The sequence below is a fragment of the Sphingomonas corticis genome (assembly GCF_012035195.1).
Taxonomy (GTDB): Bacteria; Pseudomonadota; Alphaproteobacteria; order Sphingomonadales; family Sphingomonadaceae; genus Sphingomonas; species Sphingomonas corticis.
Map to the genome: position 1 here is coordinate 64612 of NZ_JAAVJH010000014.1, position 18154 is coordinate 82765.

At 69.9% G+C, this 18154-nt stretch carries 19 protein-coding genes and 1 pseudogene; 9 read left to right on the top strand and 11 right to left on the bottom strand.

Annotation, left to right across the window (positions count from 1 at the left end):
- Window position 1 precedes the first annotated feature (1 nt).
- Genes HBH26_RS16710 through HBH26_RS16720 form a run of 3 tightly spaced genes read left to right on the top strand, consistent with a single transcriptional unit; the run spans window position 2 to window position 2362 of the window.
- On the top strand, window positions 2-976 hold the full coding sequence (locus tag HBH26_RS16710) for a type II secretion system F family protein (RefSeq protein WP_168135778.1): 975 nt from the start codon (window positions 2-4) through the stop codon (window positions 974-976).
- Window positions 977-980: 4 nt separating this feature from the next.
- Window positions 981-1985: a type II secretion system F family protein gene (locus HBH26_RS16715; RefSeq protein ID WP_168135779.1), complete on the top strand. Its 1005-nt coding sequence runs from the start codon at window positions 981-983 to the stop codon at window positions 1983-1985.
- A 50-nt stretch (window positions 1986-2035) separates the two neighbouring features.
- Window positions 2036-2362, top strand: a complete 327-nt coding sequence (locus tag HBH26_RS16720) for a hypothetical protein (RefSeq protein ID WP_168135780.1) — start codon at window positions 2036-2038, stop codon at window positions 2360-2362.
- A gap of 203 nt (window positions 2363-2565) precedes the next feature.
- On the opposite strand, the gene ppdK is transcribed toward HBH26_RS16720, so the two are convergent.
- From ppdK to HBH26_RS16740, 4 genes are all read right to left on the bottom strand, one after another.
- A complete protein-coding gene (gene ppdK, locus HBH26_RS16725) occupies window positions 2566-5268 on the bottom strand; it encodes a pyruvate, phosphate dikinase (RefSeq protein WP_168135781.1) in 2703 nt (900 codons plus the stop codon).
- Between the two features lie 84 nt (window positions 5269-5352).
- Entirely contained in the window at window positions 5353-7422 is a 2070-nt protein-coding gene (gene glyS, locus HBH26_RS16730; RefSeq protein ID WP_168135782.1) for a glycine--tRNA ligase subunit beta, read from the bottom strand.
- A gap of 4 nt (window positions 7423-7426) precedes the next feature.
- Window positions 7427-7696 carry a hypothetical protein gene (locus tag HBH26_RS16735; protein ID WP_168135783.1) on the bottom strand — a complete coding sequence of 90 codons (270 nt, stop codon included), beginning with the start codon at window positions 7694-7696 and terminating at the stop codon, window positions 7427-7429.
- Window positions 7684-8565, bottom strand: a complete 882-nt coding sequence (locus HBH26_RS16740; protein WP_209308637.1) for a glycine--tRNA ligase subunit alpha — start codon at window positions 8563-8565, stop codon at window positions 7684-7686. The genes HBH26_RS16735 and HBH26_RS16740 overlap by 13 nt, the downstream gene beginning before the upstream one ends.
- A gap of 83 nt (window positions 8566-8648) precedes the next feature.
- On the opposite strand from HBH26_RS16740, the gene HBH26_RS16745 reads away from it, so the two are divergent.
- The 3 genes from HBH26_RS16745 (at window position 8649) to pth (ending at window position 11115) form a co-directional block, all read left to right on the top strand.
- Window positions 8649-9530: a TraB/GumN family protein gene (locus HBH26_RS16745; RefSeq protein WP_239024880.1), complete on the top strand. Its 882-nt coding sequence runs from the start codon at window positions 8649-8651 to the stop codon at window positions 9528-9530.
- 249 nt (window positions 9531-9779) lie between these two features.
- Window positions 9780-10466 carry a 50S ribosomal protein L25/general stress protein Ctc gene (locus tag HBH26_RS16750; protein WP_168135785.1) on the top strand — a complete coding sequence of 229 codons (687 nt, stop codon included), beginning with the start codon at window positions 9780-9782 and terminating at the stop codon, window positions 10464-10466.
- A 79-nt stretch (window positions 10467-10545) separates the two neighbouring features.
- A complete protein-coding gene (gene pth / locus HBH26_RS16755; RefSeq protein WP_168135786.1) occupies window positions 10546-11115 on the top strand; it encodes an aminoacyl-tRNA hydrolase in 570 nt (189 codons plus the stop codon).
- Between the two features lie 111 nt (window positions 11116-11226).
- Here the strand turns inward: pth and HBH26_RS16760 are convergent, their stop codons facing one another.
- Window positions 11227-11973, bottom strand: coding sequence for a TorF family putative porin (locus HBH26_RS16760; protein WP_168135787.1), 747 nt, complete (start codon window positions 11971-11973; stop codon window positions 11227-11229).
- Entirely contained in the window at window positions 11973-12380 is a 408-nt protein-coding gene (locus HBH26_RS16765) for a hypothetical protein (RefSeq protein ID WP_168135788.1), read from the bottom strand. The genes HBH26_RS16760 and HBH26_RS16765 overlap by 1 nt, the downstream gene beginning before the upstream one ends.
- Window positions 12381-12560: 180 nt before the next feature.
- Here HBH26_RS16765 and HBH26_RS16770 point away from each other — a divergent pair, with 180 nt between their 5' ends.
- Window positions 12561-13145: a TIGR02466 family protein gene (locus HBH26_RS16770; protein ID WP_168135789.1), complete on the top strand. Its 585-nt coding sequence runs from the start codon at window positions 12561-12563 to the stop codon at window positions 13143-13145.
- 283 nt (window positions 13146-13428) lie between these two features.
- On the opposite strand, the gene HBH26_RS16775 is transcribed toward HBH26_RS16770, so the two are convergent.
- The gene (locus HBH26_RS16775) at window positions 13429-13725 is read right to left on the bottom strand and encodes a hypothetical protein (protein WP_168135790.1); all 297 of its coding nucleotides are present in this window, start codon (window positions 13723-13725) and stop codon (window positions 13429-13431) included.
- A gap of 51 nt (window positions 13726-13776) precedes the next feature.
- On the bottom strand, window positions 13777-14226 hold the full coding sequence (locus HBH26_RS16780) for a DNA/RNA non-specific endonuclease (RefSeq protein WP_168135791.1): 450 nt from the start codon (window positions 14224-14226) through the stop codon (window positions 13777-13779).
- A 93-nt stretch (window positions 14227-14319) separates the two neighbouring features.
- On the opposite strand from HBH26_RS16780, the gene ychF reads away from it, so the two are divergent.
- Complete coding sequence (ychF, locus tag HBH26_RS16785; protein WP_168135792.1) at window positions 14320-15420, top strand: redox-regulated ATPase YchF; 1101 nt, start codon at window positions 14320-14322, stop codon at window positions 15418-15420.
- On the opposite strand, the gene HBH26_RS16790 is transcribed toward ychF, so the two are convergent.
- Window positions 15410-17143, bottom strand: a complete 1734-nt coding sequence (locus tag HBH26_RS16790) for a bifunctional metallophosphatase/5'-nucleotidase (RefSeq protein WP_168135793.1) — start codon at window positions 17141-17143, stop codon at window positions 15410-15412. The two genes, ychF and HBH26_RS16790, sit on opposite strands and share 11 nt — an antisense overlap.
- Window positions 17144-17228: 85 nt before the next feature.
- Here HBH26_RS16790 and HBH26_RS16795 point away from each other — a divergent pair, with 85 nt between their 5' ends.
- Entirely contained in the window at window positions 17229-17678 is a 450-nt protein-coding gene (locus tag HBH26_RS16795) for a MaoC family dehydratase (RefSeq protein WP_168135794.1), read from the top strand.
- Between the two features lie 9 nt (window positions 17679-17687).
- Here HBH26_RS16795 and HBH26_RS16800 read toward each other — a convergent pair whose 3' ends face one another.
- Window positions 17688-17951: a hypothetical protein gene (locus tag HBH26_RS16800; RefSeq protein WP_168135795.1), complete on the bottom strand. Its 264-nt coding sequence runs from the start codon at window positions 17949-17951 to the stop codon at window positions 17688-17690.
- Window positions 17952-18046: 95 nt separating this feature from the next.
- Window positions 18047-18154: pseudogene (locus tag HBH26_RS16805) on the bottom strand (IS5 family transposase); the annotation flags it as partial.

An 18154-nucleotide genomic window follows, 5' to 3' on the forward strand; every position in this document is an offset into this window, starting at 1 on the left:
CATGCCGATCCTGCCGCTGATCCTGCTCGCGACCGGCGCCCTCATGACGCTGGGCCTGATCGTGTTCGCCTTCGCCGGACCCAATGCCGAGAAGGCGGGCACGCGTCGGCTGGGTGCGCTGCGCGAGCGGCATTCCGCCTCCCCCGCCAACGCGATGGAGGCGCAGATGCGCCGCATCACCGGCAAGAGCGCGACCAAGGCCGACGAGGCGTTCACCCGGCTGCTGCCCAATCCGGCGCAGCTGGAGAAGCGGTTGAACATGACGGGCAAGGACTGGACCGTCGGCAAGTACGGCGTCGCCACGCTGGGCCTGACGGTCGGCGTCGCGCTGCTGCTGCTGCTGAAAGGGCTGCCGTTCCTGCTGGCGCTGTTCGTCGGCCTGTTCGTCGGCGCCGGGCTGCCGCACCTGGTGGTCGGCAAGGTCATCAAGAAGCGCATCGCGAAGTTCAACGCCAAATTCCCCGACGCGATCGAGCTGCTGGTGCGCGGCCTGCGCTCGGGTCTGCCGATCTCGGAGACGATGGGCGTGGTCGGCGCCGAGGTGGACGGCCCCGTCGGCGAGGAGTTCCGCGCGGTCAGCGACAAGATGAAGATCGGCCGCACCATGGACGCGGCGTTGCAGGAGACCGCGGACCGGCTGGGCACGCCCGAATTCCAGTTCTTCGTCATCACCATCGCGATCCAGCGCGAGACCGGCGGCAATCTGGCGGAAACGCTGCAGAACCTGGCCACCGTGCTGCGCCAGCGGATGCAGATGCGGCTGAAGATCCGCGCTATGTCCTCCGAATCGAAGGCGTCGGCCTATATTGTCGGCTCGCTGCCGTTCATCGTGTTCACGCTGATCTTCTTCATCAACGGCGCCTATATGCAGAACTTCTTCATCGACCAGCGGCTGATGGTCGCGGGCATGGGCGGTCTGGTGTGGATGTCGATCGGCGCCTTCATCATGGCCAAGATGGTCAATTTCGAGATCTGATCCGATGGAACCGGCCAGCCCCAAGATCCTCGGCGTCGACGTCTACTACGTCGCCACTCTCCTCTCCGCCTGCGCGGCGGCGGCGGTAATGTTCGCGATGTACCTGGCGCTCAGCGTCCGCGATCCGATGACGAAGCGCGTGAAGGCGCTGAACGACCGGCGCGAGCAGCTGAAGGCGGGCATCACCGCCTCCACCAGCAAGCGCCGCGCGAAGCTGGTGCAGAAGAACGAGACGGCGGACCGGCTGCGCGGCATCCTGTCGTCGCTGAAGGTGCTGCAGGACGAGCAGGTGAAGGTGGCGCAGCAGAAGCTGCTCCAGGCCGGCATCCGCAAGAAGGAATGGGCCGTCGCCGTCATCTTCGGCCGGATGGCGCTGCCGATCGTGATCGGCGGGTTCATGCTGCTCTACGTCTACGGGCTGGACGCCTTCCCGACCTGGGGACCGCTGAAGAAGTACGGCCTCGTCGCCGTCACCTTCATCATGTCGTACAAGGCGCCCGACATCTACCTGAAGAACAAGATCACCAAGCGGTCGCAGGCGATCCAGAAGGGGCTGCCCGACGCGCTCGACCTGCTCGTCATCTGCGCCGAGGCGGGGCTGACCGTCGACGCCGCCTTCCACCGCGTGGCCAAGGAGCTGGGCAAGGCCTATCCCGAGCTGGGCGAGGAATGCGCGCTCACCGCGATCGAGCTGGGCTTCCTGACCGACCGGCGGCAGGCGTTCGAGAACCTGGCGCACCGCGTCGCGCTGGATGCGGTGAAGGGCGTGGTGACGACGATGATCCAGACGGAGAAATACGGCACCCCGCTCGCCAGCGCGCTGCGCGTCCTCTCCGCCGAGTTCCGCAACGAGCGCATGATGCGCGCGGAGGAGAAGGCGGCGCGGCTGCCCGCGATCATGACGGTGCCGCTGATCCTGTTCATCCTGCCGGTGCTGTTCGTCGTCATCCTCGGCCCGGCCGCCTGCTCGATCAGCGACGCCTTCTCCGGCGGGGGGCCGGGTTCGTAGGAACACCGGCCCGCGGCTGTCGTTCTTCCTGCGTAACAGGAGGGACGACGATGCTGTTCACGACGACCACGCAATGGGTCGCGCTGGCCGTGGCCCTGGTCGCGGGCTGGCTGTTCGGGCTGGCGAGCCATCCCGGCGGCGCCCGGTGGAAACGCCGCTACCTGACCGAGCGGGACGCGCACGCCGACACGACGAAGCGCGTGACCGAGCTGGAGCGCGACAACGCCCGGCTGGCGAAGGCCGCGCCGGTCAGCGCGAACATGACCGCGCGCCCCGCGGCGGAGCCGGCCTATCGCGACGAGCGCCCGTTACCCGGGGACGATCGCCCGTTGCGTGAGGGCGAACGGCCGTACCGCGACGAGGACCGGCGGATCTGAACGCATCGCAGGTGCGCCGCCCCCTGCGTGTGGGGACACGAGGATGGGCGGCTGTGCTTCGACTTCGCTCAGCACGAACGGATGGTCAGCATCGCTGTTCGAGACGCGGGGTCGGCTCTGCCCCGTTCGGCCTGAGCGAAGTCGAAGGCCACCCGCAACAAGCGCCGCGCTTCGACTTCACTCGGCACGAGCGACAGTAGGGATTATCGCGCCCGCAGCGCCGCCTGCGCCGCCGCCAACCGCGCGATCGGGACGCGGAACGGGCTGGCCGACACATAGTCCAGGCCCACCTGCTCGCAGAAGGCGATCGACGCCGGGTCGCCGCCATGCTCGCCGCAAATGCCGAGCTTGATGTCGGGCCGGGTAGCGCGGCCGCGCTCGGCGGCGATCTCCACCAGCTCGCCCACGCCCTCCACGTCGAGCGACACGAACGGGTCCTTGGCGTAGATGCCCTTGTCGACATAGGCCCCCAGGAACCGGCTGGCATCGTCGCGGCTGACGCCCAGCGTCGTCTGCGTCAGGTCGTTGGTGCCGAAGGAGAAGAACTCGCCCGCCTGCGCGATCTCGCCGGCGCGCAGGGCTGCGCGGGGCAGCTCGATCATCGTGCCGACCAGATAGTCGATTGTCCGCCCGCGCTCGGCGAACACGTCCTTCGCCGCCTGATCGACCACCGCCTTCATCAGCTCCAGCTCGCGACGCGTCGCGACCAGCGGGATCATCACCTCGGGGATCGGCGCGTCCCCGCTCTTCTCCGCCACGTCGATCGCCGCCTCGAAGATCGCGCGCGCCTGCATCTCGTAGATCTCGGGATAGGTCACGCCCAGCCGGCAGCCGCGATGGCCCAGCATGGGATTGAACTCGTGCAGCTCGGCGGCGCGGCGCTTCAGCTGGTCGACGGCGATGCCCGCCGCCTCGGCCACCTCGGCGAACTCCGCCTCCTCGTGCGGCAGGAATTCGTGCAGCGGCGGGTCGAGCAGGCGGATGGTGACGGGCAGGCCCGCCATGACCTCCAGGATCGAGACGAAGTCGCCGCGCTGCTCGGGCAGCAGCTTGTCGAGCGCGGCGCGGCGCCCCTTCTCGTCTTCCGCCAGGATCATCTGTCGCACCGCGGTGATCCGGGCGGCGTCGAAGAACATATGCTCGGTGCGGCACAGGCCTACGCCCTCGGCACCGAAATCGCGCGCGGTGCGGCAGTCGGCCGGGGTCTCCGCATTGGCGCGCACCTTCAGGCGGCGACCCTCGTCGGCCCATTCCATCAGCGTGCCGAAGTCGCCCGCCAGCTCTGGCTGGATCGTCGCGACCTCGCCCGCCATCACCTCGCCGGTGGCGCCGTCGATGGTCAGCGTGTCGCCCTCGCGCACCTCGCGGCCCGCGACGCGCAGCACCTTGTCCTTCGCGCTGATCGACAGCGCGCCCGCGCCCGAAACGCACGGCCGACCCATGCCGCGCGCCACGACCGCGGCGTGGCTGGTCATGCCGCCGCGCGCGGTCAGGATGCCCTTGGCCGCGTGCATCCCGTGGATGTCCTCGGGCGAGGTCTCCGTCCGGACGAGGATCACCGCCTTGCCGTCAGCGGCCCAGCGCTCCGCCGTGTCGGCGTCGAACACCGCCGCACCGCTCGCCGCCCCGGGGCTGGCGGGCAGTCCCTTGGTCAGCACGTCGCGCGCCGCCTTGGGGTCGAGCGTCGGGTGAAGCAGCTGGTCGAGCATCGCGGGATCGACGCGCAGGATCGCCTCCTCGCGCGTGACCAGCCCCTCCTCCGCCATGTCCACCGCGATCTTCAGCGCCGCCTTCGCGGTGCGCTTGCCCGAGCGGGTCTGGAGCATCCACAGCTTGCCGCGCTCGACGGTGAATTCGATGTCCTGCATGTCGCGGTAATGCGTTTCCAGCCGGTCGAACACGGCGGCCAGCTCCGCGTAGACCTCGGGCATCGCCTCCTCCATCGACTGCGGCTTCGCCCCCGCCGCCTCGCGCGCCGCCCGGGTCAGATATTGCGGCGTGCGGATGCCGGCGACCACGTCCTCGCCCTGCGCGTTGATGAGGAACTCGCCGTAATAGGCGCGGTCGCCCTTCGACGGGTCGCGCGTGAAGGCGACGCCGGTGGCCGAGGTGTCGCCCATGTTGCCGAAGACCATCGCCTGCACGTTGACCGCGGTGCCCCAGTCGCCCGGAATGTCGTTCAGCCGGCGATAGACCTTGGCGCGCTCGGACTGCCAGCTGCCGAACACCGCGCCCACCGCGCCCCACAATTGGTCGTGCACGTCCTGCGGGAACGGCTTGCCCCATTCCTTCTCGACCAGGCCCTTGTACTCGGCGACCAGCGCCTTCAGGTCGTCCGCCGACAATTCCGTGTCGAGCGTGAAGCCCTTGTCCTCCTTGGCGATCTCCAGCGCTTCCTCGAACGCGCCGTGGTCCAGTTCCAGCACGACGTCGGCGTACATCTGGATGAAGCGGCGATAGCTGTCCCAGGCGAAGCGCGCGTCCTCGCTGGCGGTCGCGAGCCCCTCCACCGTGGCGTCATTGAGGCCCAGGTTGAGGACGGTGTCCATCATGCCGGGCATCGAGACGCGCGCGCCCGAACGGACGGAGACGAGCAGCGGGTCTGCGGCGTCGCCGAAGCGCTTGCCCGTCACCTGCTCGATATGCGCGATTCCCCCGGCCACCTCGGCGCGCAGGCTGTCGGGAAAGCGCTCGCCCTCCTCGTAATAGCGGGCGCACATCTCGGTGGAGATGGTGAAGCCCGGCGGGACGGGCAGGTCGATCGACGCCATCTCGGCGAGGTTCGCGCCCTTGCCGCCAAGCAGGTTCTTGTCCCCGCCCCCGCCATCGGAGACGCCGCCGCCGAAGCGATAGACGTAGCGCGTGTCCGCCCCCGGTGCCGCCGCACCCCGTGCCGCCGTCGCCATGTCCACGTCTCCTCGCATTCGTATGTTGTGCACCGCAACACACGCGCAAGGGCGCGATTGCAAGCGATTGTTCTTTCGGTAGCGCTACCCCTCGATCTTCGAGAAGTCGGCGACGCCGTGGACGGCGGTGCGGACGCGATCGAGCAGAACCAGCCGTGCCGCGCGCTTGACCGGGTCGGCGTCGTTGACGGTGACCGCGTCGAAGAAGGCGTCGATCGGTGCGCGCAGCGACGCCAGTGCGGCCATGGCGGCGGCGAAGTCCTCGCGCGCGACCGCGTCCGCGGCGGCAGGCTCGGCGGTGTCCAGCGCGGCGACGAGCGCGGCCTCGGCGGGCTCGGGCGCGGGATTGGCGGCCGCCCCGTCGGGCACCCCGCCCTCCTTCTTCAGGATGTTCGCCGCGCGCTTGTATCCGGCGAGTAGATTCGTGCCGTCGTCCGTCGTGACGAACGCCTGGAGCGCATGGACGCGCGCGAGCAGGCGGACGAGGTCGTCTTCACCACCCAGCGCGAAGATTGCGTCGATCAGGTCGTGGCGGACGCCCGCCTCACGCTGCTGCACCTTCAGGCGGTCGGCGAAGAAGGTCAGCACGTCCGGCGCCACCGCGGTCAGAAGCGGGAAGCGCAAGCCGTTGTCGAGGATCAGCGCGAGCACGCCCAGCGCCGACCGCCGCAGCGCGAACGGGTCCTTGGACCCGCTCGGCTTCATGTCGGCGGCGAAGAAGCGCGTGATGCTGTCCAGCTTGTCCGCCAGTGCCACCGCCACGGTCACCGGAGCGGTGGGTACGTCGTCGCCTTGCCCGACCGGCTTGTAATGGTCGCGGATGGCGGCCGCGACGCGGGGGTCCTCGCCCTGCGCGGCGGCGTAATAGCCGCCCATGACGCCTTGCAGCTCGGGAAACTCGCCGACCATGCCGGTGACCAGGTCCGCCTTGCAGAGACGCGCGGCGCGTGTCGCGAGGGCGGCGAGATCCTCCCCGAGCGAGCTCGGACAGGATACGACAATCCCCTCCTCCACCAGCCACCGCGCCAGCGACGCCACCCGCTCCACCTTGTCCGCGACCGTCCCCAGCTTCTCGTGGAAGACGATCTTCGAGAGCTTCGCCGCCTGTTCCTCCAGCGGCACCTTCAGGTCGGTCTGGTAGAAGAAGCGCGCATCGGACAGGCGCGCGGCCAGCACCTTGCGGTTGCCCTCCACGATCTTCCCGCCGCCGTCCGCCGCGTCGATGTTGGCGGTGCAAACGAAGGCGTTCGCCAGAGTAGGTGCTTTGGATGCCTGGGAGGCATCCAAAGCACCTACTTCCGCGCCGTCGACGCAGACGAAATACTTCTGGTTGAGCCGCGCGGTCAGCTGGATCACCTCGGGCGGCACGTCGAGATAGGCGGGGTCGAAGCGGCCGAGCAGCGGCATCGGCCACTCGGTCAGACCGGCGTTCTCCGCCAGCAGCCCCTCGTCGCGCACCAGATCCAAGCCGGCCTTCGCCGCGGCCATGGTCGCACCCAGCGCAATGATCGATTCGCGCTCGGCCTGGTCGACGACGACGTGGCAGGCGCGCAGCTTCTCGACATAATCCGCGGCCGAGCCGATCGTGATCGCGCCCGGGTGGTGGAAGCGGTGGCCGACCGTCGCCGCGCCGCTCTCGACGCCGGCAATCGTCACCGGCACGATCGCGTCGCCGAACAGCGCCACGATCCCTTGCAGCGGGCGGACCCAGCGCAGCGCCTCGGTCGAGCGCGAGGCGTCGCCCCAGCGCATCGACTTGGGCCAGGGAAAGGCGCGGATTACGGCGGGGATCGCTTCCGCCAGCACGCCCGCGGTGTCGCGCCCCGGCTTCTCGCTGACGGCGAAGAGCACGCCGTCGCGCTCGACCAGTTGCTCGCGCGAGAGGCCGGTCTTGCGCAGAAAGCCTTCCAGTGCCTGCGGCGGGGCGCTCGCCTTCGGCCCCTTCACCTCCTCAGCTACCGCCCCGGTCGCATCCGGCAGGCCGCGCAGGATCAGCGCGAGGCGGCGCGGGGTGGCGTAGGTGACGGTCTCCGCCGCAGCGAGGCCCGCCTTGGCCAGCTCGGCGGAGAACAAGCGCGCGAGATCCTCCCGCGCCTTGGCCTGCATCCGGGCGGGAATCTCTTCGGAGCGGAGTTCGAGGAGGAAGTCGGTCATGTCATCAGTTCACGCGAAGCCGCGAAGACGCGAAGGTTGCCCGGTTCACGCGGAGGCGCGGAGACGCGGAGAAGAAGGGTGACTGCGGCAGCAGCCTTTCGATGATGCGATGCGCGTGATGGCCACGCGCGAACCAGCACCGCGCCTCCGCGCCTCCGCGTGAACGCACCTTCTTCGCGTCTTCGCGGCTTCGCGCGAACGAAGAGGGCGCGTTGCCGGAGAGGGCCTGGGCCCCGGCCTGCGCGGGGGAACGGGAAGGCGTCACGCCGCCCATCCGTGCTTCTCCATCCACGCCGCGCAGCTCGCCTTGGCGAGGTCGCGGACGCGGCCGATGTACGCCTGCCGCTCGGCGACGGAGATGACGCCGCGGGCGTTCAGCAGGTTGAAGACGTGGCTCGCCTCGATCGCCTGCTCGTAGGCGGCGATCGGCAGCTTCGCGGAAAGGCTGTTCTCGCACTCCGCCGCGGCCTTGCGGAACAGGTCAAACAGCGCGTCGGTGTCCGCCACCTCGAAATTCCATGCCGACATCTCGCGCTCGTTCTCGAGGAAGACGTCGCCGTAGCTGACGCCCGTGTCGTTGAAGGCGAGGTCGTACACGCTGTCGACGTTCTGGATGTACGTCGCCAGCCGCTCCAGCCCGTAGGTCAGCTCGCCCGCCACCGGCTTGCAGTCGAACCCGCCCATCTGCTGGAAATAGGTGAATTGCGTCACCTCCATCCCGTCGCACCATACTTCCCAGCCCAGCCCCCACGCGCCCAGCGTCGGCGATTCCCAATCGTCCTCGACGAAGCGGATGTCGTGGCGCGAGAAGTCGATGCCGATCGCGGCGAGGCTGCCGAGGTAGAGTTCCTGGAGGTCGGGCGGCGACGGCTTCAGGATCACCTGATACTGGTAGTAATGCTGGAGACGATTGGGGTTCTCGCCGTAGCGGCCGTCGGTGGGACGGCGGCACGGCTGGACGAAGGCGGCGTTCCACGCGTCCGGCCCCAGCGCGCGCAGCGTCGTCGCCGGGTGGAACGTGCCCGCGCCCATGCGCATGTCGTAGGGTTGCAGGATCACGCAGCCGCGCGTGCTCCAGTAATCGTGCAGGCGCAGGATCATGGCCTGGAAGCTGAGCGGCTTCGTGTCGGAGGCGTCGGTCATGGTGCCCGCGGCTGTGGCGGATGGCTCGCATTGAGGCAAGGGGCCGCCTATGTACCCCGGTGTCCCAGTCACGGAGCCCGTTCTTGCGCCATCCCCTGCTGCTCGCCCCTCTCCTCGCGCTGGCGGCGCCCGCCTGTGCCCAGCCCGCGCCCGCGCAGGACGCCGATCCCGCCTTGTGGGTGGTGAAGGACGACGACACGACGATCTACCTGTTCGGCACCATTCACGTGCTGAAGCCCGGGCTCAGCTGGTTCGACGAGGCGGTGAAGACCGCGTTCGACGACTCGCAGACGCTGGTGCTGGAGATGGTCGAGCCCGACGCCGCGACGCAGCAGAAGGTGGTCGGGGCCAAGGCGTTCGCGCCGGACGCCGCGCCGCTGACGCAGCGGATCCAGCCGAAATACCGCACCACCTTCACCCAGGCGATCGGCAAGACCGGTCTTCCTGCGACGATGTACGACAAGATGCGGCCCTGGTTCGCCGCGGTGTCGCTGTCCGTGCTGCCGGTGCAGGAACTGGGCTACCAGCCGCAGAACGGGCCTGAGGCGGTGCTGACGCAGGCGGCCAGGGCGGCGGGCAAGCCGGTCGAGGGACTGGAGACGTTCGAAGGACAGCTGTCGATCTTCGACGCGCTGTCGGACAAGGCGCAGGTGCAGCTGCTGGAGAGCACGCTGGACGAGCTGCCCACCGCCGCGACGACGATGCAGAAGATGGTCGCCGACTGGTCGAAGGGCGATCCGGACGCGCTGGCCAAGGACATGAACGAGACGCTGAAGGATTCGCCCGAGGTGGCCAGGGCGCTGCTGACGGAACGCAACAAGCGCTGGGCCGGGTGGATCGCGCAGCGGATGACGCAGCCCGGCACCGTCTTCGTGGCGGTCGGCGCAGGGCACCTCGCTGGGCCGGAGAGCGTGCAATCGATGCTGGGCCAGTACAAGCTGAAGGCGGTGCGGGTGAAATATTGAGCAGGTCCTCCTCGAGCTCGGCTCGGCGAGGGGGACCGCTCGCGAAGCGAGTGGTGGAGGGGCGGATACGGCACGGTTCCGTATCCCCCTCCACCACGCCCTGCGGGCGCGGTCCCCCTCCCCAAGCGAGCTTGGGGAGGACAGGATTGCGTTTTCCGCACGATCCGCTATGCGCGCCCGCTTCCCGTCATGGTCATCCCTGGAGGCGTGGCGGGAGCGATTGAACTCACTTCGTTTCGGAGAATACAGATGAGCGACACGCTTACGCTCGCTGCCGAGACGCGTGACCGGGTTGGCAAGGGAGCCTCCCGGGCGCTGCGTCGTGACGGCCGCGTCCCCGCCGTGATCTACGGCCAGAACAAGGATCCGCTGTCGATCCACCTGGAGGAGAAGGCGCTGGTCAAGGCGCTGGGCACCGGCCACTTCATGACCACGGTCGTGACGATCAACGGCCAGCGCACCCTGCCCAAGGACGTGCACTTCCACCCGGTGACCGACCGCCCGGTCCACGTCGACTTCCTGCGCATCGGCGCGCACGAGACCGTGACCGTGCAGGTTCCGGTCGTCTTCACCGACGAGGACGAATCGGGGTACGCCAAGCAGGGCGGCGTGCTGAACGTCGTCGCGCACGAGCTGGCCGTCACCTGCGACGCGGCGAACATCCCGACGGAGATCGCGATCAGCCTGAAGGGGCGTGAGATCGGCGAGACCATCCACCTGTCCGACATCACGCTGCCGCAGGGCGTGACCGCGGCCAGCGAGGACGACACGCTGACGATCGCGACCGTCGTGCCGCCGACCGTACCGACCGCCGAGGACGAGGCCGCCGACGCCGAAGTGGCCGAGGCGCAGGCCGCCGAACACGCGGAGGCGGAAGCCGAGGCCGGCGACGACGCCGCCGAGGGCGACGGGGCCGAGGGCGACAAGGCGGAGTAACTTCCCCCTCGTCCGATGCTTTCCGGAGGGGCAGGGCGGCGGCAACGCTTCCCTGCCCCTTTCTTCAAGGAAGACGCGCGTGCAGCTTTGGGTGGGTCTCGGCAATCCCGGCGCGCAATATGCGCTGCACCGGCACAATGTCGGCTTCATGGCGGTCGACGCGATCGCCGCGGTGCATGGCTTCGCCGCACCGGCGAAGAAGTTCCAGGGCTGGCTGAGCGAGGGCAGGATCGGCGGCACCAGGGTGCTGCTGCTGAAGCCCGCCACCTTCATGAACGACAGCGGGCGCAGCGTGGGCGAGGCGATGCGCTTCTACAAGCTCGCGCCCGACGCGCTCACCGTCTTCCACGACGAGCTCGACCTGGCGCCCATGAAGGTGAAGGTGAAGCAGGGCGGCGGCACCGCCGGGCACAACGGGCTGCGCTCGATCGGCCAGCACCTCGGGCCGGATTTCCGCCGCGTGCGGATCGGCATCGGCCATCCGGGGCACAAGGACCGCGTGACCGGCCACGTCCTCGGCAATTACGCCAAGGCGGAGATGGACCCGCTCAGCGACCTGCTCGGCGCCGTGGCGGCGGAGGCGCCGTGGCTGGCGGCAGGCGACGATACGCGCTTCATGAACGACGTGGCGCTGCGAATGCAGGATTGAGGCCGATCCGCGACCTCACCCTCTCCCTTCAACGGCTGCGCCGCTCCCCCCTCTCCCGGCGGGAGAGGGAACAGGCGCGAAGCGCCGGAGGGTGAGGGCGACACTCGATCGCTACAGATCGATCCGCGCCGTCGCCGCGAGGCGCGTGCCGACGTGACGGTCGGTGAAGGCGGTGGGCGTCACCGGCGTGTCGATCGACGTGCCCGTCACCGCCGCGCCCAGCGTCAGCGGACCGACGACCCGCTCCGCCCCCAGCCGCCAGTCGGTATAGTCGCCGCCGCCGGGCCGCAGCCGCGTCGCGCGCTCGCGCCCGCCGTTCGCATCGCCGTCGCCGATGCTGCGGCCGACATGGCCGTAGACGGTCCACGGCGTGCCCGGCACCCCCGCCGCCGCGCCGGCGCGCAGGTACAGGTTGTCGCCGCCGATCGCGCGCTGCGACGGCGCGTAGCTGGCCGACAATGCGAGGTCGAGCGGGCCGATGAGATAGCCACCGCTCGCCTCCAGTTCGAGATAGTTGAGCCGCGCGCGATCGAGGAAGGCATGGTGCACCATGCCCGCACCGGCGCGCCAGCCGCCCATCTCACGCGTGTAGCGCGCGGCGAGGTCAAGCCCCACGTCCGCCCCGCCGTGCCGCCGGCTGTCGCGCAGCGTCGTGCCCCGCGCCTCGACCCGCACGTCGCCCAGCGGCACGGCGGCGGCGACGGACAGCGCGGGGCGCCCGTCGCTCCAGCTGAGGCCGCGCACGCGCGCGTCGGTGGCTGCTTCCACAGCCAGCGTCGGCCCCGCCACGGATTGCGCGGCGGCGGGAACGGCCGGGACCACCAGCGCGGCGACGAGGACGACCCGGCCCGCCCGCATCAATTCGCCGCCAGCCCGTGCGCGGCGTCGATCGCGGCCAGCGTTGCGGCGCGATCGGCGTGGGCGGCATCGACCAGCCGGGCGGCGGCGTCGCGGACCCGCGCGTCGCTCACCTCGGTCCGTCCCATGCAGGCACCAGGGCGATCGCCCTGCACCGTCTCCGACGCGGGCAGCAGCGTGGCGATGCCCTCCCCGCCGCCCGGCCGCGCGATCTCGCGCTGCACGCGGACCGTGGCGGTCCAGCGGCAGCGCTGCATCCCGGCGCGAGCGCCGACCGCGGCACCGACGGTCTTCGTCCGCGTCTCGACATGCGCGCGATGGGCGACGTCGTAGCGTGCACCGCGATGCTCGACGGTCGCATTCTGGTTCGCCGTGGCGGCGATGGAGGCGAGCGCGATCAGGATCATGGCTTCTTCTCCTTTCACATGCGGCGAAACTGCCCGACGATTGAGCAGCTGCCCATTGGATAGGCAAGAGCTAGGTATCGCGGATTGCCGTGGCATGGAGGCAACGTATCGGATTGTTGCCGCGGCCGATTTCGCGCTTCCCCATTGCCGCGCGCACGCCCGCATGATTGAGCGGGCGCCATGCCGACGCGTCAGCTCTTCCCCACCCACTTCTACGAATCGGCGATCGACGATCCGGCGCTGGTCGACGATCTCGCCGCGTCCGCCGCGGCGCTGGCGAGCGAGGATCGCGCGGGGCGCGCCTGGTCGAAGGCGCACGGCTATCGCGGCTACACCAGCTACGCCTCGCTGGACGACCTGCCGCTGCGCGACCCCGCCTTCGCCGAGCTGAAGCGGCACCTCGACCGGCACGTCGCGGCCTTCGCGCGTGAGGCGGGGATGGAGCTCGGCGCCCGTCGGCTGAAGCTCGACAGCCTGTGGATCAACGTGCTGAAGCCCGGCGGCACGCACTCCGGCCACCTCCACCCGCACAGCGTGGTCTCCGGCACCTTCTACGTCGCGGTGCCGCCGGGATCGGGCGCGCTGAAGCTGGAGGATCCCCGCCTGCCGATGCTGATGGCCGCCCCGCCGCGCGAGGGCACGTTCGTCTACGCCGAACCGCGCGCGGGCGATGTCTTTCTATGGGAGAGCTGGCTCCGCCACGAGGTGATGCCGCACGCGGGAAAGGGCGAGCGGGTGAGCGTCAGCTTCAACTATCGCTGGTGATCACCGCCCCACGGCGCAGCACTTCCACGGCGGCTCGCCATCCTCGCGGTCGAGCGACACGATCGCACCCGGCGCGGGGTCGTCGATCATGACGGGATCGACCTGTCCGTCCGCACATCGCCACAGGCTGACGAGGTGCGCCGGCAGCGCGAGGCCGATCCCGCGTTCGAGTGCGGCGATCCCGTCCTCGCTGGCGGCGGGGCGGAGGAAGGCGTCGACAGCGGATCCGTTGGACCGGCGGTAGTCCAGCCAGGCGTCTCAGCCGGTAGCGAACGCGGTCATGTCAGTCCGCGTAGCCGACGTCGAACTTGAACGTGCCGTCGCCGGACAAGGTGACGGTGCAGGTCGAGAATGCAGGCTGTGTCGGCCAGTTCTTCTGCAGGTCCACCAGCGCGTCGTCGATGGTCGACGCCGCCAGCGTCGGCACCGCCACCGCGCTTTCGAGTCCCGAGCCATCGACGCAGGTCAACGTCACGCGTGAGAAGCCGTCGCCCAGCGATGCCGTCAGCACCGCACGTTCGAACGGGCGCGGGCAGAGGGCCGCGATTTCGGTAGCGATCTGCCGTTTCCGGCTGCCCATCGATCGTCGCCTGCACCACGAACTTGGACGGTCTTTGCCCTTCAGCGTAGATCACGTCCACCCGCACGTCGCCAGATTGCCTTCCTTCAGCGCGGCCTCGAAGCCAGCCTCCATGCTGCGCCAGGCGCCCATGTTGTAGTTCCCGTTCATCGCCACGAGGTCCAGCCTGTCGCCGGGACCGTTGAAGATGGAGGCGATCAGGTGCCCGCCCTGATCCGCGGGCAGGCGATCCTCGCAGCCGGATACGCGCTGCTGATAGCCGTTGCGGTCGGCCACCTCCAGGTCGAGCTTGCCCTGCGCGCTGGTGACGCGGCCCTCGGCGTCGGTCGCATAGTGATAGCCGTTGACGTGGTAGTCGGCATCGGGGTCCAGCCGGCAGGCATTCAGCTCCTTCGGCCAGTCGCCCTTCGCGCCACCCTCCCCGCGGATGGTGACGCGGCCGGTGGCGGCGTCGACCTCGCGCGTCAGGCGGGGCGGCACGTCTCGCCCGCGCCGGATCACGGCTGTAGTCGATCCGACTAAGCCGGGCGTTGCGGGGCGGCGGCGCAGGGCGTACAGGGCCCGCTTCTCCCCTCTTCAGGACACGAGCACGCGATGGGCTTCCGCTGCGGCATCGTGGGCCTGCCGAACGTCGGCAAGTCCACCCTCTTCAACGCGCTGACCGAGACCGCCGCGGCGCAGGCGGCGAACTATCCCTTCTGCACGATCGAGCCGAACGTCGGCAACGTCGGCGTGCCCGACCCGCGTCTCACGAAGCTGGCGGAAATCGCGAAGTCGGCCAAGATCATCGAAACGCAGCTCGGCTTCGTCGACATCGCGGGCCTCGTCCGCGGGGCGAGCAAGGGCGAAGGGCTGGGCAACCAGTTCCTCGGCAACATCCGCGAGGTGGACGCGATCGTCCACGTGCTGCGCTGCTTCGAGAACGACGACATCCAGCACGTCGACAATCGCGTCGATGCGATCGCCGACGCGGAAACGGTCGAGACCGAGCTGATGCTGTCCGACCTCGACAGCCTGGAGAAGCGCGTGCCGAACCTGGCGAAGAAGGGGCAGCAGGGCGACAAGGAGGCGAAGCTCGCCGCCGTCGTGCTCGGCCGCGCGCTCGACCTGCTGCGCGACGGCAAGCCCGCGCGGCTGACGCCGGTGGCCGACGCGGAGGAGAAGCGCGTGCTGGACCAGGCGCAGCTCCTGACCGCCAAGCCCGTCCTCTACGTCTGCAACGTCAACGAGGAGGACGCGGCGAACGGCAACGCCTATTCGGCGCGCGTGTTCGAGAAGGCCGCCGCGGAAGGCGCGGAGGCGGTGGTCGTCTCCGCCGCGATCGAGGCGGAGATCGCGACCATGCCGGCGGAGGAGCGGGCCGAGTTCCTCGCCGAGCTGGGCCTGGAGGAGACCGGCCTCGCCCGCGTGATCCGCGCGGGGTACAAGCTGCTGCACCTGCTCACCTTCTTCACCGTGGGACCGAAGGAGGCGCGCGCCTGGACCGTGGAGGCGGGTGCCAAGGCGCCGCAGGCCGCAGGCGCGATCCACTCCGATTTCGAGCGCGGCTTCATCCGCGCCGAGACGATCGCCTTCGACGATTACGTCGCCTGCGGCGGCGAGGCCGGCGCGCGCGACGCGGGCAAGCTGCGCCAGGAAGGCAAGGAGTACGTCACCCGCGACGGCGACGTGATGCTGTTCCGCTTCAACGTCTGACGGCGTCGATCCGAACGATCCGGTCGGCGGCGGGGGGCGTCAGCGTCCCCGCCGCCGCGACATAGCGTTCCAGCGCGTCGAGGTCCTCCGTCCCGCCGGGCAGGTCGGCCCCTTGCGCGAAGGCGGTGAAATTGTCCCCGCCGGTCGCGAGGAAGTTGCTGATGCCGACGCGGTAGACGCGCTCGTCCGCCACCGCCGCGCCGTCCAGCCGCAGGTCCAGGATCCGCTGCCCCTCCGGACGGGTCAGATCGTAGCGATAGGACAGGCCGCGCGAGGGCATCAGCATGTTCGGATCGGCCACCGTGTTGGTGCCGCTGGCGAACTGCTGCTCCAGCACCGCGCGCACCTGCCGCCCGGTCAGCCCCTTCACCTGCAGCGCGTTGGCGAAGGGCATCACGGCGTAGAGCTGGCCGTAGGTCACCGCGCCGCCAGGCCCCGGTACCAGGTCGGCGCGCAGCCCGCCGCTGTTCATGAAGGCGATCTCCGCTCCCGCGCCTGCGCGAAGTGCGTCGGCGACCAGGTCGCCCAGCACCGATTCGCCCGCGGCATTGCTCTCGCGCAGCGCCGGCGCGGAGAGGCGGCCGACGACGCGCCGCGCGATCGGATCGGCAGCGGCGACATAGCGGGCCATCAGCGCGGACACGCGCGGCTCCGCCGGGTAGACGGGGAACCGCGACTGGACGGGCACCGCGCCGGCCGCGCCCTCGAACCCCACCCCTTGCACGATCACATTGTCGGCGCGTCGCGCGACGACGCGGTGCCTGACGGGGTCGATCGACAGCGCGATGTCGGTCAGCAACGTGCCGTACTTCCCCGCGCTGGTGACGAGGAACGGGCGCGCCGGGTCGATCCGCGCATAGTCGCAGATATAGGCGTTGTGCGTGTGGCCGGAGACGATCAGGTCCACCGCCGGGTCCAGCCGGGAGAGGATCGGCAGCAGGTCGCCCGACACGCCGCCACAGCTCTTGTCGTCGTAGCCGACCTTCGTCGCGAGCCCCTGGTGGATCAGCACGACGATCGCGTCCGCCCCCTTCGCACGAAGCGAGGGTACCAGCGCGTTGATCGTCGTCGCCTCGTCCTCGAACGTCAGCGACGCGACGGCGGAGGGGACGACGAGCGTCGGCGTCGTTTTCAGCGTCAGGCCGATGAAGCCGACCGTCACCGCGTGGCGCCCCTTGCCGAAGCGGCGCAGCGCGGTGGCGGGGAACAAGGTGTCGCCGCCGGGGGTGCGCACGTTGGCGGCGAGATAGCGGAAGCGCGCGCCATCGAAGCGGCGGTCGACGCGGCACGGCTCGCGCACCGTGTGCTTCGCGCAACCGCCTTCCTGCAACCGCTTCAGCTCCGCCGGCCCGCGATCGAACTCGTGATTGCCGACCGCGTTCAGGTCCAGCCCGATCAGGTTCATCGCCGCCACGGTGGGCTCGTCGAGGAATTGCGAGGAGACGAAGGGCGAGGCGCTGGTCAGGTCCCCGGCGGAAACGACGATATGGTTCGGATGGGCGGCCTTCAGCCGCGCCACGGCGGAGGCGAGATAGGCCGCGCCGCCCGCGGGCACCCTGGCATCTCCCGCAGCGATCGCCAGCTTCGGCGGTTCCAGCGCCCCGTGAAAGTCGTTCAGCGCGACGACGTGCACGTCCACCGGCGCCGCGGTGCGCTCCGCCACGCGGGTCGTCGCGCAGCCCGCCAGCAGCGCGAGTGCGAGGAGAATGAAGGGTCGGCGCATCCTGATTCCTCGCACGGCGGGTCACGATCGCCTTTGCACCGCGGCGGCCAGGCTGTCACGATGGCGCGCGAGAGGGGATGCCGGCATGCAGTATTTCGAGGATATCATCGTCGGCGCGCGCCATCGGATCGGGGCGCGCGAGGTGACGCGCGAGGAAGTGATCGACTTCGCCCGCCGCTACGATCCGCAGCCGTTCCACCTGTCCGACGAGGCGGCGGCGGGGACGCACTTCGGGCGGCTGTCCGCCAGCGGCTGGCACACGTGCGCGATGACGATGGCGATGCTGGTCGAGAACCTGTCGAAGAACCGGCAGGCGGGCCTGGGATCGCCGGGCGTGGACGAGCTTCGCTGGCTGAAGCCCGTCTATCCCGGCGACACGCTGTCGGTGGAGACCGAGGTGCTGGAGAAGCGAGTCTCCGCCTCGCGGCCGGAGATGGGCATCTACAAGAGCCGCATCACCGTCACCAACCAGGACGGCGTCGCCGTGATGACCATGGTCTCGAACGGGCTGATCGCAACGCGCCCGGCGGGATAGCGCCAGCCGCTAGGGCCGCTGCCGGCGCGGCTGGAAGGCGCGGCTGGGGCGCGGCGTGCGCACGCCCTCCGCGCGGTTCTGGCGGCGCAGGTCGCGGAAGTCCTGCCGGACGTCGCGACGGTACTCGCGGCGGGCGTCGCGGCGCTGGTCGCGGAACTGCTCGCGATTGATCGTGCCGTTGCGATAGTCGCGGCGGGCATCGCGCACGTCGCCGCGATAGTCGCGCCGCTCGCGCCGGACGTCGCGGCCGAAATCCTGCCAGTTGCTGCGCACGTCGCGGTCGTTCCAGCCGCCGCGACGACCCTGCCAGTAGCGCTGCTGCGCGCCGTTCCAGCGATGCGGACGACGGTAGGGTCAGGACTCGTTGATCAGAGCCAGAAGATGACTGTCGCAGCGAGGGCGACGGCGGAAAAGAAGGCTGTGGGGCAGCGATCGTAGCGGGTGGCGACGCGCCGCCAATCCTTGAGGCGGCCGAA

What these genes read in the sequence shown, in the direction of transcription:
- glyS (WP_168135782.1), bottom strand. Translation starts at nt 7,422, where the DNA reads ATGACCGACTTCCTCCTCGAACTCCGCTCCGAAGAGATTCCCGCCCGG.
- ppdK (WP_168135781.1), bottom strand. Translation starts at nt 5,268, where the DNA reads ATGGCGACGGCGGCACGGGGTGCGGCGGCACCGGGGGCGGACACGCGC.
- HBH26_RS16720 (WP_168135780.1), top strand. Translation starts at nt 2,036, where the DNA reads ATGCTGTTCACGACGACCACGCAATGGGTCGCGCTGGCCGTGGCCCTG.
- HBH26_RS16775 (WP_168135790.1), bottom strand. Translation starts at nt 13,725, where the DNA reads ATGGGCAGCCGGAAACGGCAGATCGCTACCGAAATCGCGGCCCTCTGC.
- HBH26_RS16765 (WP_168135788.1), bottom strand. Translation starts at nt 12,380, where the DNA reads ATGATCCTGATCGCGCTCGCCTCCATCGCCGCCACGGCGAACCAGAAT.
- HBH26_RS16790 (WP_168135793.1), bottom strand. Translation starts at nt 17,143, where the DNA reads ATGCGCCGACCCTTCATTCTCCTCGCACTCGCGCTGCTGGCGGGCTGC.
- HBH26_RS16735 (WP_168135783.1), bottom strand. Translation starts at nt 7,696, where the DNA reads ATGGGCGGCGTGACGCCTTCCCGTTCCCCCGCGCAGGCCGGGGCCCAG.
- HBH26_RS16795 (WP_168135794.1), top strand. Translation starts at nt 17,229, where the DNA reads ATGCAGTATTTCGAGGATATCATCGTCGGCGCGCGCCATCGGATCGGG.
- HBH26_RS16710 (WP_168135778.1), top strand. Translation starts at nt 2, where the DNA reads ATGCCGATCCTGCCGCTGATCCTGCTCGCGACCGGCGCCCTCATGACG.
- HBH26_RS16770 (WP_168135789.1), top strand. Translation starts at nt 12,561, where the DNA reads ATGCCGACGCGTCAGCTCTTCCCCACCCACTTCTACGAATCGGCGATC.
- HBH26_RS16760 (WP_168135787.1), bottom strand. Translation starts at nt 11,973, where the DNA reads ATGCGGGCGGGCCGGGTCGTCCTCGTCGCCGCGCTGGTGGTCCCGGCC.
- HBH26_RS16750 (WP_168135785.1), top strand. Translation starts at nt 9,780, where the DNA reads ATGAGCGACACGCTTACGCTCGCTGCCGAGACGCGTGACCGGGTTGGC.
- HBH26_RS16715 (WP_168135779.1), top strand. Translation starts at nt 981, where the DNA reads ATGGAACCGGCCAGCCCCAAGATCCTCGGCGTCGACGTCTACTACGTC.
- HBH26_RS16740 (WP_209308637.1), bottom strand. Translation starts at nt 8,565, where the DNA reads ATGACCGACGCCTCCGACACGAAGCCGCTCAGCTTCCAGGCCATGATC.
- ychF (WP_168135792.1), top strand. Translation starts at nt 14,320, where the DNA reads ATGGGCTTCCGCTGCGGCATCGTGGGCCTGCCGAACGTCGGCAAGTCC.